The sequence below is a fragment of the Bacillus inaquosorum KCTC 13429 genome, from assembly GCF_000332645.1.
In the GTDB taxonomy this organism is placed as follows: Bacteria; Bacillota; Bacilli; order Bacillales; family Bacillaceae; genus Bacillus; species Bacillus inaquosorum.
This window is the reverse complement of the sequence record NZ_AMXN01000004.1, coordinates 15,657-30,174: the sequence shown is the minus strand read 5'-3', so window position 1 is coordinate 30,174 and position 14,518 is coordinate 15,657. Positions and strand designations below refer to the sequence as shown.

Annotated in this window: 15 protein-coding genes; 14 read left to right on the top strand and 1 reads right to left on the bottom strand. The window is 44.0% G+C overall.

The window, feature by feature from the left end:
- The first annotated feature begins 25 nt into the window (after window positions 1-25).
- Both BSI_RS10570 and rok read left to right on the top strand, forming a co-directional pair.
- On the top strand, window positions 26-484 hold the full coding sequence (locus BSI_RS10570; RefSeq protein ID WP_003238903.1) for a TlpA disulfide reductase family protein: 459 nt from the start codon (window positions 26-28) through the stop codon (window positions 482-484).
- A 452-nt stretch (window positions 485-936) separates the two neighbouring features.
- Complete coding sequence (gene rok / locus BSI_RS10575; RefSeq protein WP_003238902.1) at window positions 937-1,521, top strand: transcriptional regulator Rok; 585 nt, start codon at window positions 937-939, stop codon at window positions 1,519-1,521.
- A 41-nt stretch (window positions 1,522-1,562) separates the two neighbouring features.
- Here rok and BSI_RS10580 read toward each other — a convergent pair whose 3' ends face one another.
- Window positions 1,563-2,528 (bottom strand): coiled-coil domain-containing protein, encoded by a 966-nt coding sequence (locus tag BSI_RS10580; protein ID WP_032732099.1) that lies wholly within the window; start codon window positions 2,526-2,528, stop codon window positions 1,563-1,565.
- 135 nt (window positions 2,529-2,663) lie between these two features.
- On the opposite strand from BSI_RS10580, the gene BSI_RS10585 reads away from it, so the two are divergent.
- The 12 genes from BSI_RS10585 (at window position 2,664) to skiZ (ending at window position 14,458) form a co-directional block, all read left to right on the top strand.
- Window positions 2,664-3,263, top strand: a complete 600-nt coding sequence (locus BSI_RS10585) for a molybdenum cofactor guanylyltransferase (protein ID WP_003238898.1) — start codon at window positions 2,664-2,666, stop codon at window positions 3,261-3,263.
- Window positions 3,264-3,313: 50 nt separating this feature from the next.
- Complete coding sequence (locus BSI_RS10590; protein ID WP_003238897.1) at window positions 3,314-4,333, top strand: molybdopterin-synthase adenylyltransferase MoeB; 1,020 nt, start codon at window positions 3,314-3,316, stop codon at window positions 4,331-4,333.
- Between the two features lie 17 nt (window positions 4,334-4,350).
- On the top strand, window positions 4,351-5,643 hold the full coding sequence (locus BSI_RS10595) for a molybdopterin molybdotransferase MoeA (RefSeq protein ID WP_003238895.1): 1,293 nt from the start codon (window positions 4,351-4,353) through the stop codon (window positions 5,641-5,643).
- Window positions 5,604-6,125: a molybdopterin-guanine dinucleotide biosynthesis protein B gene (gene mobB, locus BSI_RS10600; protein ID WP_003238894.1), complete on the top strand. Its 522-nt coding sequence runs from the start codon at window positions 5,604-5,606 to the stop codon at window positions 6,123-6,125. Before BSI_RS10595 ends, mobB begins: the two co-directional genes overlap by 40 nt.
- Entirely contained in the window at window positions 6,125-6,598 is a 474-nt protein-coding gene (locus BSI_RS10605; RefSeq protein WP_003238892.1) for a molybdenum cofactor biosynthesis protein MoaE, read from the top strand. The genes mobB and BSI_RS10605 overlap by 1 nt, the downstream gene beginning before the upstream one ends.
- Complete coding sequence (moaD, locus tag BSI_RS10610; RefSeq protein WP_003238889.1) at window positions 6,591-6,824, top strand: molybdopterin converting factor subunit 1; 234 nt, start codon at window positions 6,591-6,593, stop codon at window positions 6,822-6,824. Before BSI_RS10605 ends, moaD begins: the two co-directional genes overlap by 8 nt.
- Before the next feature lie 222 nt (window positions 6,825-7,046).
- Entirely contained in the window at window positions 7,047-8,804 is a 1,758-nt protein-coding gene (locus BSI_RS10615) for an ABC transporter ATP-binding protein (RefSeq protein WP_003238888.1), read from the top strand.
- A 10-nt stretch (window positions 8,805-8,814) separates the two neighbouring features.
- On the top strand, window positions 8,815-10,629 hold the full coding sequence (locus tag BSI_RS10620; RefSeq protein ID WP_003238886.1) for an ABC transporter ATP-binding protein: 1,815 nt from the start codon (window positions 8,815-8,817) through the stop codon (window positions 10,627-10,629).
- A gap of 112 nt (window positions 10,630-10,741) precedes the next feature.
- The gene (gene yknW / locus BSI_RS10625) at window positions 10,742-11,437 is read left to right on the top strand and encodes a YknW family membrane protein (RefSeq protein ID WP_003238885.1); all 696 of its coding nucleotides are present in this window, start codon (window positions 10,742-10,744) and stop codon (window positions 11,435-11,437) included.
- A gap of 4 nt (window positions 11,438-11,441) precedes the next feature.
- Entirely contained in the window at window positions 11,442-12,575 is a 1,134-nt protein-coding gene (locus BSI_RS10630; RefSeq protein WP_003238883.1) for an efflux RND transporter periplasmic adaptor subunit, read from the top strand.
- Window positions 12,576-13,268, top strand: a complete 693-nt coding sequence (gene yknY, locus BSI_RS10635; RefSeq protein ID WP_003238881.1) for an ABC transporter ATP-binding protein YknY — start codon at window positions 12,576-12,578, stop codon at window positions 13,266-13,268.
- A complete protein-coding gene (gene skiZ / locus BSI_RS10640) occupies window positions 13,265-14,458 on the top strand; it encodes a sporulation-delaying-protein transporter subunit SkiZ (RefSeq protein ID WP_003238879.1) in 1,194 nt (397 codons plus the stop codon). Before yknY ends, skiZ begins: the two co-directional genes overlap by 4 nt.
- Window positions 14,459-14,518: the final 60 nt, after the last annotated feature.

Here is a 14,518-nt window from a genome sequence, read left to right as displayed (position 1 = left end):
TTCTGTTTAATAGGAGGGAAAAGCAATGAAATTACGTCAGCCAATGCCTGAATTAACAGGGGAAAAAGCTTGGTTCAATGGTGAAGTAACGAGAGAGCAATTGATCGGGGAAAAGCCGACGCTTATTCATTTCTGGTCCATCAGCTGCCATCTGTGCAAAGAAGTGATGCCGCAAGTGAATGATTTTCGTGATAAATATCAAGATAAACTGAACGTTGTAGCTGTGCATATGCCTCGTTCCGAAGATGACCTTGATCTCGAAAAAATTAAAGATGTAGCTGCTGAACACGACATTACTCAGCCGATTTTTGTCGACAGTGATCATGCTTTAACCGATGCATTTGAAAATGAATATGTGCCTGCATACTATGTGTTTGATCAAACAGGACAGCTCCGTCACTTCCAAGCCGGAGGGAGCGGCATGAAAATGCTTGAAAAACGTGTGAATCGCGTTCTCGCTGAAACAGAACAGGCATCTGAATAGCTCTTCATAAAAAAACCTGATCTCTTCAGGTTTTTTTATTTGTGCAAGAAAGTAATCGGAGAAGAGTAAGAAGCTTATTTTTCCAAATTTAGGCATAGGAAATGGTGATTTGTTTGATTGATACGCAAAAAAAACTGCTAATTTTTTATGTTTTTCCTCAATTTTAGATAAATTTCATATCCCATAACTCGAAAATTGTAGATATTACACTAAATTTCATTAAAGAAGTAAGTAAAATATATATTTTCAACATTATACCAATTGAATTCGAAAGACCCTCAACCCCTTGTGAATAAAGGACTCTTTTGAAAAATGAAACATTTTCAGAAAATAAGGAATTTTTCATAGAGTAAATATAATAGTAAAATGCTAAAATAATAGTTGATAAAATTACTTTTGTAATCTAATATCTTAATTAAAGATGTTAATTTTGATAGGGGGTACATTGAGGAATGTTTAATGAAAGAGAAGCTTTGCGCTTACGATTAGAACAATTAAATGAAGCTGAAGTGAAAGTCATTCGTGAATATCAAATCGAACGTGATAAAATATACGCAAAATTAAGAGAGCTGGACAGAAATGGAAGCCCTTCCGAAGTCAAAAAGGATTTCCGTTCTGAACGAAAAACTGACTCTCTGCCGGTTCTTGCTGAGCTTGCGGCTCAGGAAATCAGAAGCTATCAGCCGCAATCACAACAGCAGTCTGTACAGCCTCAGCTTCAATCTATTTCCTCTCTTCCTGCCGGTATACCTGACGGAACAACACGAAGAAGAAGAGGAACGGCAAGACCGGGATCGAAAGCAGCTAAGCTGCGTGAAGCTGCCATTAAAACATTAAAACGCCACAACGCGGCGATTAAGAGCTCCGAGCTTCAAAAAGAGATTGAAAAAGAAAGCGGTCTTGAAATCCCTAATATGACAACGTTTATGCAAAGCTTAATTAAAATGTACCCGGAAGTGAAAAAACCGTATCGCGGCCAGTACATTTTAGAAGGTGAAATCGAATCAGCTGAATCTGCAGAATCAGCAAATGAATAAACATACAGAAAAACTGCTTGGCGTAGTGCTCAAGCAGTTTTTTATTGAGTTTTTTTCTGTGAAGGTTTGTTTTCTTTTTCAAGATTGAGCTTATATACCCACTTTTGATAAGGTTTTTCCTCAGCGGCTCTGCTTTTCAGCTCTTCGATTGTATGACTCATGGACTGGTCTGATGATTGAGCGCGGACGAGCTGTTTTTGAAGTGCATGTATCTGTTTGGTGACATCTTCAAGTATGGTTTCTACATGATTTGGCTGCGCGTAGACCGCTGGAGCTTCTTCTTCCGTTTTTTCTGTTTGTTTCGTGCCGCCATCAATATCGGCAAAATGAGAAGCAATCCAGGCATCGCTTTCATCAAGCTGCCGTTTATACGATATAATAGTTTCGTGAAATAATTTTTCTTTCATTTTTTCTATTTCGAGCAGCCTTTCTTTCGTTTCTATGATTCGGTCTTTCATATGATCAACTTCTATTTTGATATGTTTTAGCTGATATTCTTTTTCTACCATTTGCTCTTTTAGACGGCCGTTTTCGGCTTTTATCATTTCGGTTTGCTGTTTTGCTTGAAGCAGTGAGTTCTGTTTCTGCTCAATAGAGGCCTGAAGATGGCTGATTCGTTGATGCAGATGTTTATTTTCTTCTTCAATTTTAATTTTAGCGATATGAAGTTTATGTTTTTCTTGGATTTCGGCTTTGCGTTTGTAGGTTTCAGCAGAAAGTAGCTCCTGCAAAGCAACGATTTTATCAAGCAGTTCAGCTCTTATTTGGTGCAGGGTATGGCTGGTATGGGAGGCGTGTTTTTCTTTCGTTGACATGTTTGTTAATTCGGCAGACAGCTGCTGGAGTTTTTCTTTCATATCGTTATTTTCTTTGAGCAGTTTGTTATTTTTCTGATGGAAGTAGCTTGCTTCAAGTTCGGCAATCAGCTTATGGCACCTTGAAAGCTCTGATTTTAAGTAAAGGTTCTCCTGAGACACGTCGTGGAAAAAAGGACCTGATCTTTTCATTCGAACCATCTCCCTCATGATGTTAACACTACAATATGCAAATACTGAACAGCTATTCCTCTTTAATAAACAGACAAGCAGTGGCGTCGGGGCTTTGCTTTTGCTATGCTTTTAACGAACTAGAGGTGAGATGACATGGAGCATATAAACGTACTGCTGGCAGGGGGAGCCTCACGGCGCTTCGGAGAACCGAAGGCGTTTGTGAAATGGAAGGGCCAGATGTTTTACGAATGGGCCAAAAGGGCGCTTGGAGAACATATGGTTATCATCAGCCGTCCTGAGTTTATTGATAGATTTCAAGAAAACGGTGAAAATGAAGTGTATCAAGATGCTGAGCCTTTTCAAGGCATGGGGCCATTGGCTGGTATATATACCGCTTTTAAAAAGACAGACGGTGATCTTTATACTGTTCTTTCCTGTGACACGCCGCTGATACAAAGAAGGACGATGCTGGAGCTCAAGCGTCTGATGACTGTCGGTACGGACGCAGTCGTCCCGATTTCAGACGGACGGGAGCAGCCATTGATTGCAATTTACCATAAAAGAATCATGCCCATTCTATATGATCAGCTTTCTGAGAAGAGATTAAGAATTTCAGATTTGTTAGATCGAATTTCGGTTTGTTACGTACACGCTGAAGAAATTGGGGCAAATCCGGCTGAGTTTATCAACGTTAATACACGTGAGGATTTTAACTGTTTGGAAGAAAAAACGGACTCCTTCAGGTGGGACTGATGGGGCAAAAACATGTTAAGATGACATAAAAGATAAGGAGAACAGGTTTGATGGAGGAGCGTTATTCACGGCAAATCAGATTTAAACAAATAGGGGAAAAGGGCCAGAAAAGACTGGGAGACAGCCATGTCCTGGTTGTCGGAGCAGGGGCGCTTGGCACTGCAGGAGCTGAAGGGCTTGCGAGAGCGGGAGTCGGCACCATTACCATTATTGACCGTGACTATGTGGAGTGGAGCAATCTGCAGAGGCAGCAGCTTTATACAGAAAGCGATGCCAAGCTCCGCATGCCGAAAGCCATGGCTGCCAAAGAGCATCTCTCAGTGATTAACAGCGGAATACATATTGAGGCCCATGTTGCCGAAGGAACGGCCGAAACGCTTGAACCGCTGATTGAAAAAGCAGATGTCGTGATCGACGCGACAGATAATTTTGAAACCCGCATGCTGATAAACGATCTTGCCCAGAAAACAAAGACACCGTGGGTCTATGGCGCTTGTGTAAGCAGCCAAGGGATGTTCATGACGATTATTCCGGGAGAAACCCCTTGTCTATCTTGTTTGTTTGAGCAAATTCCTGTCGGGGGGGCGACGTGTGATACTGCTGGCATCATTCCGCCCGCTGTGCATATCGTTTCTGCCTATCAGCAGGCTGAGGCTTTAAAGCTGCTAACCGGCCAAACAGACGCGATACAGCGCGGTTTTGTGACATTCGATGTCTGGAACAACTCGCATATGAAGATTAACGTTAATCATGTACGCCGTGAGGATTGCCCGTCTTGCGGAACACATGCGGTTTATCCTTATCTCCAAGACTGGAACACACCAAAAGCCGCTGTACTGTGCGGCCGTGATACAGTTCAGGTAAGGTCGGAGTCATTAAAAAGAATTCCGAAACAGGAGCTCATCAAGCGGCTGAAAACAATTGGCAAGGTCGAGGCCAATGCGTTTTTGCTGCATATTTTTTACGAGGATTTCAGAATCGTCATCTTCAATGACGGACGTGCACTGGTGCATGGAACAAATGATGTGAAAGAAGCCAATTCCGTGTTGGCAAGAGTAATTGGATTGTAACAACTGGAGGGGTCAGAATGCTGGAGAAAAGAACACCGATACCGGTAGACGAGGCAGTTCGGCGTGTCTGCCATTTTCAAAAACAAGGGGAAACAGAATGGGTGGCGCTTGAAGACAGCCTTCATCGATTTTTAGCTGAAGACGTAACAGCAGATCACCACGTACCCGCATTTGACCGTTCACCATACGACGGTTTTGCCGTCAGAGCGTGCGATACGGCTGAAGCTTCACGTGAGAACCCGGTTCGGTTTGAAGTCATTGACCATATCGGAGCGGGGGCTGTATCTGAAAAAGAACTTGGCCCGTTTGAGGCCGTGCGGATTATGACTGGCGCGCAAATCCCTGAAGGGGCTGATGCTGTCGTCATGATTGAGCTGACTCAACCCTTTGAGAAGAATGGGAAGGCGTTTATGTCTTTAAAACGCCGTTTTCAGCCAGGGGATAATATTTCAAAAACAGGTGAAGACGCTCAAAAAGGGAGTGTTTTATTGAGAAAGGGCACCCGAGTGACACCAGGAGTGACTGCGCTTTTGGCAACGTTCGGATACGCATCTGTGCCTGTCGTGAGAAAGCCTGTTGTCGGGATTATCGCAACCGGTACCGAATTGCTGAATGTCAGTGATCCGCTGGAGCCGGGGAAAATCCGCAACAGCAATGCCAGTATGGTGTATGCGCAAGTAATAGAAGCAGGCGCATCACCGCTTTATTTAGGGAAAATTTCTGATGATCTGGATAAAAGCTTTGCCGCGGTCAAAGAAGCGATGAAAAAGGTTGATTTTCTGATTACAACTGGCGGTGTGTCGGTTGGTGATTTTGACTTTTTGCCTGCGATCTATGAAAAACTCGGAGCGGACGTGCTCTTTAATAAAGTTGCCATGCGACCGGGCAGCGTGACGACGGTGGCGCATGCAAACGAAATGCTGCTGTTTGGCCTGTCGGGTAATCCGTCGGCATGCTATGTCGGCTTTGAACTGTTTGTCAAACCGATGATCCAGACATGGCTTCTCAATGAAAAACCTCATTCGATTTGTGCGGAAGCTGTTTTGACTAAGGATTTTCCAAAGCCGAACCCCTTTACCCGATTTGTTCGTGCTTTCGTATATCATCAGGAGGGAAAGCTGTTGGCGGAACCCGTCGGATTAGATAAGTCCAGCTCCGTCACGTCACTTGCAGAAGCAAATGCGTTTATTATCCTGCCGGGCGGCACGAGAGGATATGAATCAGGCAGAACGGTTCAAGTGCTGCTCATCAGAGAAGAGAATGGAAGTGAATGGCCTTGGTCCGTCCTTTCCCGATCGTCCAAGTTGTAGGATTTCAAAACAGCGGGAAAACAACATTTATCGAGCGCATCCTTGAAAAAGCCTTTGAACAGGGGCTCAAATTAGGCTGCCTGAAGCATCACGGTCATGGCGGTGAACCGCAAACGTTCACTGAAGGAAAAGACACTGACCGTTATCAAGCGGCAGGTGCTGATGTGACAGCAGTAGAAGGTGCTGGTGTGTTACAGCTGACAGCCCGCCGCAATTGGGATTTGCCGCGGCTGATTGAGTTATATCGGTTTTTAGAAACAGACTGCCTTCTGATTGAAGGCTTTAAAAAAGCCCCTTATCCTAAAGTGGTTATACTAAGCAAAGAGGAAGATCTAGAAGCGCTGCAGGCAGTAAATACAATCGCCATCATCTATAGAAAAAAAGAGCATATGATAGAGCATCAGGGATTACCCGTTTTTCATGCGGATGATCCGGTTGCCGTGGATTTTGTGCTTTCACAGCTGAAGGGGGAATCTGCATAATGGAACGGTTTGAGATCACGAAAACACCTATTATTACTGAAGACATTATCAAAAAAGTGGAGAAACGGGAAGCAGGGGCAATTACGACATTTATTGGCACGGTTCGGGAATGGACAAACGGAAAAAGAACGGTTCGGCTGGAATATGAGGCATATGAACCGATGGCCGTACAAATGCTGGCTCAAATCGGCGCTGAAATCGAAGAAAAATGGGAAGGTGCTTCAGCTGCGATCACGCACCGTATAGGTGTGCTGGATATCGGTGAAGCAGCGGTAGTGATCGCTGTATCATCTCCCCATCGAAAAGCTGCTTATGAAGCCAATGAGTATGCGATCGAACGAATTAAACAGATTGTGCCGATTTGGAAAAAAGAAATTTGGGAAGACGGTGAGCAATGGATCGGCGATCAGCTTGAAACAACAGCTTATCCGAACGGAAAACCAGATCTAAGCGGGGGAGAGCAGCATGATTAAAATTCTTTTATTTGCAGGGCTTGCTGAACAGGCTGGCAAACAAGCATTGGAAATAGATATGGAACAAGCAACTACAGACGAAATAAAAGCGAATCTAAAAGAACAATACGGCCTTGCATCCATTGATACAGCTATGATTGCTGTTAATGAAAGCTATGTAAAGGAAAATACTTCTGTATCTTCAGGTGACACGGTAGCCATCATTCCGCCGGTCAGCGGTGGATGAAAACCGGACGGCACTCAGCCGTCCGGTTTTTTTGTGCTTCATTCGCATATCCCCAAGTACTCCCAGCATACAATGATTTTCTGTAAGCGTTTATTTTACATAAGGGACTCCCTATAAAGTAAGAGACTCACTCCAACATTAGACTGAATTTTTGAAAAACAATAGAAATTTATTTCGGGTATCGATATAGTAAAGAAGATATAAACGAGAAAGGTGCTGGATATGGAGACATTTAAAAGATTAAAAATGTTTTATTGGCCGTACAGAAAGGTGTTTATGTGGTCGCTTCTCGCCATGCTTTTGATGACTGCGATTACTGTCGTTTACCCGATTATCCTGCAAATTACGATTGATGAAATCGTGCTGGGGAGGCAGTATCAGCTTGCAGCATGGGTCAGTTTAGGATTTATTGCGGTAATGGCCATGAAAGGAACCGCCACTTTTTTTCACCAATATTTAGGTGATATGTTCGGGATCAAATCCGTTTATCGGCTGAGAAATGGCCTCTATGAAAAACTGCAGCGGCTTTCTTTTTCTTATTATGATAACGCGAAAACAGGTGATTTGATGTCCAGGCTGACAGCTGATGTTGAAGGGCTTCGTTTTTTCTTATCATACGGTCTCGCTGAGCTCATTCGATTCGTCCTGCTGGTCGCCATCAGCCTGTCGGTCATGTTTTACTATTCTGTTCCACTTACGCTTGTAACAATAGCTGTTCTGCCATTTCTCGCTGTTGCTGTATATCAGTTTGACAAAAGGGTCCATCCGGCCTTTAGAGGCATCCGCAAATCGTTTGCAACACTCAATACAAAAGTTCAGGAAAATATCAGCGGCATCAATACGGTGAAATCTCTTTCCAGAGAAGATTTTCAGATCAGCACTTTTAATAAGGCTAATGCGGAATACAGGGCACAGTATTTACAAACATCATCCATTTGGTCTGCGTATTTCCCTTTAATGGAGTTCATCGGTAATATTTGTATTGTAGCTCTCCTCTCATATGGCGGCTACTTGGTCATGCAAAATCAGCTTAATCCCGGCGAGCTTGTCGCTTTTTTCAGCCTCGTGAATTATATGATGTGGCCGATTATGAACTTAGGTTTTGTAATCAATATGTTCTCTCAAGCAAAAGCGTCAGGTGAACGCCTGCTGGAAATTCTGGAAAAAGAAGAAGACATCACAGACCATGCTCATGTTTTGCATAAACAAAAATTAACCGGCAATGTCCATTTCAAAAATGTTTCTCTTGCATACGGAAAAGAACAAACAAACGCGCTGCGCAATGTAAGCTTTGAGGCAAACAGCGGGAAGGTAATCGGACTATTGGGCCCGACAGGTTCAGGCAAAAGCTCAGTTACACAGCTCCTCACCAGATTTTACAGCCCTGTTGGCGGAATGATTACCATTGATCACAAGCCCCTCACAGATTATTCATTAAAAACCCTTCGCTCCAATATCGGGGTCGTACTTCAAGAATCTTTTCTGTTTTCATCTACGATTCGAGCAAACATTTCGTACGGGAGGCCGGATGCCTCAATGGAAGACATCATCGAAGCCGCAAAAAGGGCGCAGGCTCACGACTTTATTATGGAGCTTCCTGACGGATATGACACCATGCTGGGAGAGAGGGGAATGGGGCTTTCCGGCGGACAGAAACAGCGTATTGCCATTGCGAGAGCCATTTGCTTGAACCCGAGCATTTTAATATTGGACGACGCCACAAGTGCAGTAGATATGCAAACGGAGCACAGCATACAGCTTGCCTTAAAAGAAGTCATGAAAAACCGCACAACCTTTATCATCGCTCACCGCATTTCTTCACTGAAACACGCCGATGAAATTCTCGTTTTTGATAAGGGGCGCATTTGTGAAAGGGGAACACATCAAGAGCTTCTTGAAAAAGGCGGCTATTATAAAAAGATTTACGATTTGCAATACCGTGATGTCAAATTGATCAATGAGCCGCATCAGGTCGGATAGGGAGGGCCATATGAAACAAGCAAAAAAACAGGGGATTTTGGAGCGTTTCTATTATTCTTCAGATGAAATCATTGAAAAGCCGTTTAACTGGGCTCAAATGTGGCGGCTGCTGAGCTATGTCAAACCATATCGAAAAACAATTTTGCCGCTTTCCTTTCTCACCGTATTGATTGGGACTGCTGTAAAGCTTGTGATTCCTATTCTGATCGGCGTTTATGTTCTCGATCAAGCCATTACAGCGAGAAACTCGGGACTGCTGATCCAGCTCATTTTCATCATTAGCGGTTTATATGTCCTCAATTATGCCGCCAATGTGTTAAGAATCAGGTGGATGAATCAGCTTGGCCAGCATGTGATATACGATTTGCGGCAGCATTTATTTACCCATGTGCAGCGCTTATCCCACCGATTTTTTGATCAGCGGTCGGCCGGGTCGATCTTGGTCAGGGTTATGAATGATATTAACTCTCTTCAGGAGCTCTTTACAAGCGGAGTCATCAACTTATTGACGGACTTGCTGCTTTTGGCCGGCGTTATTATCATTTTGTTTACGCTGAGTCCTGAGCTGACTATCGCCATCATGGTGACACTGCCGATTATGTTTTTTATTTCAACAAGTCTAAGGAAAAAAATACGCCGCTCCTGGCAATCGGTGCGTCTAAAGCAATCGAAGCTAAACTCTCATTTGAATGAAAGCATTCAGGGCATCCGTGTCACACAGGCATTTACGCAGGAAGAAGAAAACATGGCGTATTTTGACGGCGTTAATCACGAGAACTATCAATCTTGGCAGGAAGCAACAAGAAAAAATGCCATGTTCCGTCCTCTGGTAGAAATGACGAATGCGATTGGAACAGCTGTCTTAATTTGGTATGGCGCCACACTCATCATGAATGAAACCATCACGATTGGCGTCTTCGTTTCTTTTGCCTTCTATCTGGGCATGTTTTGGGAACCTATTTCGAGACTGGGCCAGGTCTACAACCAGCTGTTAATGGGGATGGCATCATCAGAGCGGATTTTTGAGTTTCTGGACGAACAGCCAAATGTCAAGGAGAAGCCGGATGCCATTCATAAGAAAACGATAAATGGAGAGATCAGCTTTGAAGAGGTTGAATTTTCCTATGATGAAAAACGAAAAGCCCTTCACGCTGTTTCCTTCTCTATCCCGGCGGGCTCGACGCTTGCGCTTGTCGGGCATACGGGAAGCGGGAAAACGACGATCGCCAACTTAATCAGCCGTTTTTATGATGCCACGGGAGGCGCGATTAAAATAGACGGTATTCCGATTCAGGATCTTTCTCTTGCCAGTTTGCGCTCTCAGATTAGCATTGTGCTGCAAGATACATTTATTTTCTCCGGGACCATCATGGAAAATATTCGTTTTGGACGGCCGGGTGCTTCAGACGAAGAGGTGATGAAAGCTGCCCAAGCGGTCGGAGCGGATGAGTTTATATCTGGTTTAGCAGAAGGATACAAAACAGAGGTGGAGGAAAGGGGCAGCGTACTGTCTGCCGGACAGCGCCAGCTCATTTCCTTTGCAAGAGCATTGCTTGCCGATCCGGCTATTATCATCCTCGACGAAGCAACGGCAAGTATTGATACAGAGACGGAGGTGAAAATTCAGCAAGCTTTGAAAACGTTGCTGAAAGGGCGTACAGCAGTGATGATCGCCCACAGATTGTCCACGATCCGCGACGCCGACCGCATCATTGTTCTTGATCACGGCAGGAAAATGGAAGAAGGAAACCATGAGCAGCTGCTCGCTAAAGGAGGCATCTATGCCGGGCTTGTGAAAGCGCAATACAGTACAGCGATAGAATAAGAGCAAAAGCCTTCAGTTATACTGCAGGCTTTTCGAATTTTATTAGAAAAACATGAAACTTTTTGATACTTCTCCCGTATGATCTGTTAGATATTCTCAAGGAGGTTTTGGAATGGAAACAAATGTAGAAAAAAACAGCGGAATGGTGACTGAAAAGCCGTCACTTTTCGGAGTGATCACAAATCCGGCCGTTCAATTTGAAAGAATAAGAGAAAGGCCGGCTGTATGGGGACCGCTTTTTATTGTTGCAGCGATTATCATCGTTGGCGCGGTGTTGCAATCACTCGGTACGGATTATAGTGAGCTTTTGAAAAACGGGGACACTCAAGGGTTATCAGCTGAACAAATTGAAACTGTCGCAACCATAACCAAATTTGGAGGAATGGCAGGGGCTATTTTAGGCGGTATCGCAGCGTTATTTATTGCCCCTCTTATTTATTGGCTCTGTGTGAAAATATCAGGCGGGGTTACGTCATACAAAAAAATGCTTTCTCTCGGTCTATTTGTCTCTTTGATTAGCAGCCTTGGATTATTGATTAATGGAATCGTTGCTTTTACAACTGATGCGAGCTCTCTTTACAGTATGACGTCATTGGCAGGAATTATTCCGTCTGACGGAGCTCTCGCCAGTGTGTTGAACACCTTTGAGATATTCAGCATATGGAGCTATGTATTACTAGCAATCGGACTTCACAAAACAGGCGGCATCTCAAAAAAAGCAGGATGGATTTCAGTGATTGTTCTTTTCGGGATTTTGGTCGCATTTTCGTTCTTTTCAGGTTTAATCAATTCTGTGGCGGGTGCATAAACTCATGAAAAAAGTTTGGATCGGAATTGGAATCGCCGCTTTAGTCGCTCTTTTTATTGGAATAAATATATACCGGTCTGCCGCTCCGACAAGCGGCAGCGCCGGCCAGAATATACAGACGGGAAGACTCGAAGAAAAAGAAATCTCGTCAACGGTTATGGTTCCCGGCACACTTAAATTTTCAAATGAACAGTATGTGTTCTATGAAGCGGATAAAGGGACATTAGAAGACATTAAAGTGAAGGAAGGCGATAAAGTTAAAAAGGACACGCCTTTAGTCACCTATACAAATGAGCAGCTGAGCTTGGAAAAAGAACAGAACCAGTTAACGGCTGAATCGAATCAGCTTCAAATTGACCAAATTCAAGAAAAGATAAAAGCGTTAGACAATAAAGAAAAAGAACTGGCAAAACAGGTTGGAAAGAAAGAAGCAGCAAAACAAATTGAATCTGAGCGAACGGAGCTTCAAATGCAGGAAAAAACCGCTGAGATCGAATTAAAACAAACCGAGCTTCAGCGGCAGTCACTTGCCAGTCGGGTATCAGATCTTGAAGTGAAAAGCGAAATCGAAGGCACTGTTATTTCTGTCAACCAAGAAGCGGCATCCAAAAAATCAGATATTCAAGAGCCTGTCATACATATCGGCAACCCAAAAGACCTTGTCGTCTCAGGGAAATTGTCTGAATACGATACACTGAAAGTCAAAAAAGGCCAGAAGGTCACACTCACTTCAGATGTTATCCAGGATAAAACATGGAAAGGCACAGTTTCAGCTGTCGGACTTGTTCCGGATCAGCAGGAAAGCACTGCGGCACAAGGAACAGAACAAGCAGTCCAATACCCTCTTCAAGTGAAAATAAAAGGGAGGCTTCCAGAAGGAAAGCCTGGCTTTAAATTCATCATGAATATTGAAACAGATAAGCGGAAAGCAAATACGCTTCCTTCAAAGGCAGTTAAAAAAGAAGATGATCAATATTATGTGTATACAGTAAAAGACGGAAAAGCAAAACGAGTTGATGTCAAAATCGGTGAAGTAACAGATGATCTGACCGAAATTAAAGAAGGAATTTCTCAAGATGATCAAGTCATTTTGAATCCTTCTGATCAGGTGACCGATGGAACGGAAGTGAAAGCATAAATGATTCAGCTTTCTAATGTGCGAAAAAGCTATCAGATCGGCAGGGAAACGTTTGATGTCCTCCATTCTATTCATTTGGACATCCATCAAGGGGAATATGTCTCGATTATGGGGCCGTCTGGATCAGGGAAATCGACGATCATGAATATTATCGGCTGCCTTGACCGGCCGACTTCCGGTACGTATAAATTGGACGGCGAAGATATTTCTTCTTATAAAGATAAAGAACTGGCGGCAGTCCGTAACCGGTCCATCGGTTTTGTATTTCAGCAATTTCAGCTTCTCCCGCGGCTGAATGCAAAAAAAAATGTCGAGCTGCCAATGATTTATTCCGGGATAGGCAAAAAAGAACGTCAAGAGCGGGCTGAGAGAGCGTTGGAAAAAGTCGGGTTAGCTGATCGAATGCTCCACATGCCCAATGAGCTGTCGGGCGGGCAGAAGCAGCGGGTGGCGATTGCGAGGGCGATCGTGAATGAGCCAAAATTGATTTTAGCTGATGAACCGACCGGCGCGCTTGATACGAAAACAAGCGCGGCGATTATGGATCAATTTACAGCATTAAATGCCGAGGGGACGACAATCGTTCTTGTTACTCACGAGCCGGAGGTTGCAGATTGCACGAATCGGATCATCATGGTGCGTGACGGAAACATTGTTCCTGCAAGCTCCGGGCAAAGGAGCGTGGGAGAATGAGCCTGTTAGAGAATATCAGAATGGCTCTAAGCTCTGTCCTTGCTCATAAAATGCGTTCGATCTTAACGATGCTCGGTATTATCATCGGTGTAGGCTCTGTCATTGTTGTCGTTGCGGTAGGGCAGGGCGGCGAGCAAATGCTGAAGCAGTCGATCAGCGGTCCGGGAAATACCGTGGAGCTGTACTACATGCCAAGCGATGAGGAGCTTGCAAGCAATCCGAACGCCGCAGCAGAATCTACGTTTACAGAAAACGATATTAAAGGTTTAAAAGAGATAGAGGGCATCAAACAAGTCGTTGCCTCCACTTCTGAGAGTATGACAGCGCGTTATCATGAGGAAGAAACGGATGTTACGATTAACGGAATAAACGATGGATACATGAATGTCAATTCTTTAAAAATAGAAAGTGGCAGAACCTTTACCGACAATGATTTTCTCGCGGGGAAAAGAGCCGGAGTCATCTCTCAAAAGATGGCAGAAGAGCTGTTTGATAAAACCTCCCCTCTCGGTGAAGTAGTCTGGGTCAACGGACAGCCTGTTGAAATTATCGGCGTGCTGAAAAAAGAAACAGGCTTGCTTTCTTTCGGTTTAAGTGAAATGTATGTGCCATTTAATATGATGAAATCCTCTTTTGGCACAAGTGATTTCAGTAACGTATCATTGCAAGTCGAATCAGCAGACAACATAAAGTCAGCTGGAAAAGAAGCTGCACAGCTGGTAAATAACAATCATGGGACAGAGGATTCTTATCAAGTGATGAACATGGAAGAGATTGCTGCCGGAATTGGCAAAGTAACGGCGATTATGACGACAATTATCGGCTCAATTGCAGGCATCTCTCTTTTGGTCGGCGGAATCGGTGTTATGAATATTATGCTCGTATCAGTCACAGAACGGACGCGAGAAATCGGAATCAGAAAATCACTCGGTGCGACGAGGGGGCAGATTCTGACTCAGTTTTTAATTGAATCAGTCGTATTGACGCTTATCGGCGGACTGATTGGGATTGGAATCGGATACGGAGGGGCCGCGCTTGTTTCTGCCATTGCGGGCTGGCCGTCACTCATATCCTGGCAGGTTGTATGCGGGGGCGTGCTTTTCAGTATGCTCATTGGTGTTATTTTCGGCATGCTTCCTGCAAATAAAGCCGCAAAGCTTGATCCGATTGAAGCTCTGCGTTACGAGTAGCCTCATGCAACATGCATGAGGCTTTTTTATGTTTAGTGATTTCTACTACGAATATAAAAG

Excerpts from the sequence above, each read along its gene's own strand:
- BSI_RS10570 (WP_003238903.1), top strand. The coding sequence starts at position 26 with ATGAAATTACGTCAGCCAATGCCTGAATTAACAGGGGAAAAAGCTTGG.
- rok (WP_003238902.1), top strand. The coding sequence starts at position 937 with ATGTTTAATGAAAGAGAAGCTTTGCGCTTACGATTAGAACAATTAAAT.
- BSI_RS10580 (WP_032732099.1), bottom strand. The coding sequence starts at position 2,528 with ATGAAAAGATCAGGTCCTTTTTTCCACGACGTGTCTCAGGAGAACCTT.
- BSI_RS10585 (WP_003238898.1), top strand. The coding sequence starts at position 2,664 with ATGGAGCATATAAACGTACTGCTGGCAGGGGGAGCCTCACGGCGCTTC.
- BSI_RS10590 (WP_003238897.1), top strand. The coding sequence starts at position 3,314 with ATGGAGGAGCGTTATTCACGGCAAATCAGATTTAAACAAATAGGGGAA.
- BSI_RS10595 (WP_003238895.1), top strand. The coding sequence starts at position 4,351 with ATGCTGGAGAAAAGAACACCGATACCGGTAGACGAGGCAGTTCGGCGT.
- mobB (WP_003238894.1), top strand. The coding sequence starts at position 5,604 with ATGGCCTTGGTCCGTCCTTTCCCGATCGTCCAAGTTGTAGGATTTCAA.
- BSI_RS10605 (WP_003238892.1), top strand. The coding sequence starts at position 6,125 with ATGGAACGGTTTGAGATCACGAAAACACCTATTATTACTGAAGACATT.
- moaD (WP_003238889.1), top strand. The coding sequence starts at position 6,591 with ATGATTAAAATTCTTTTATTTGCAGGGCTTGCTGAACAGGCTGGCAAA.
- BSI_RS10615 (WP_003238888.1), top strand. The coding sequence starts at position 7,047 with ATGGAGACATTTAAAAGATTAAAAATGTTTTATTGGCCGTACAGAAAG.
- BSI_RS10620 (WP_003238886.1), top strand. The coding sequence starts at position 8,815 with ATGAAACAAGCAAAAAAACAGGGGATTTTGGAGCGTTTCTATTATTCT.
- yknW (WP_003238885.1), top strand. The coding sequence starts at position 10,742 with ATGGAAACAAATGTAGAAAAAAACAGCGGAATGGTGACTGAAAAGCCG.
- BSI_RS10630 (WP_003238883.1), top strand. The coding sequence starts at position 11,442 with ATGAAAAAAGTTTGGATCGGAATTGGAATCGCCGCTTTAGTCGCTCTT.
- yknY (WP_003238881.1), top strand. The coding sequence starts at position 12,576 with ATGATTCAGCTTTCTAATGTGCGAAAAAGCTATCAGATCGGCAGGGAA.
- skiZ (WP_003238879.1), top strand. The coding sequence starts at position 13,265 with ATGAGCCTGTTAGAGAATATCAGAATGGCTCTAAGCTCTGTCCTTGCT.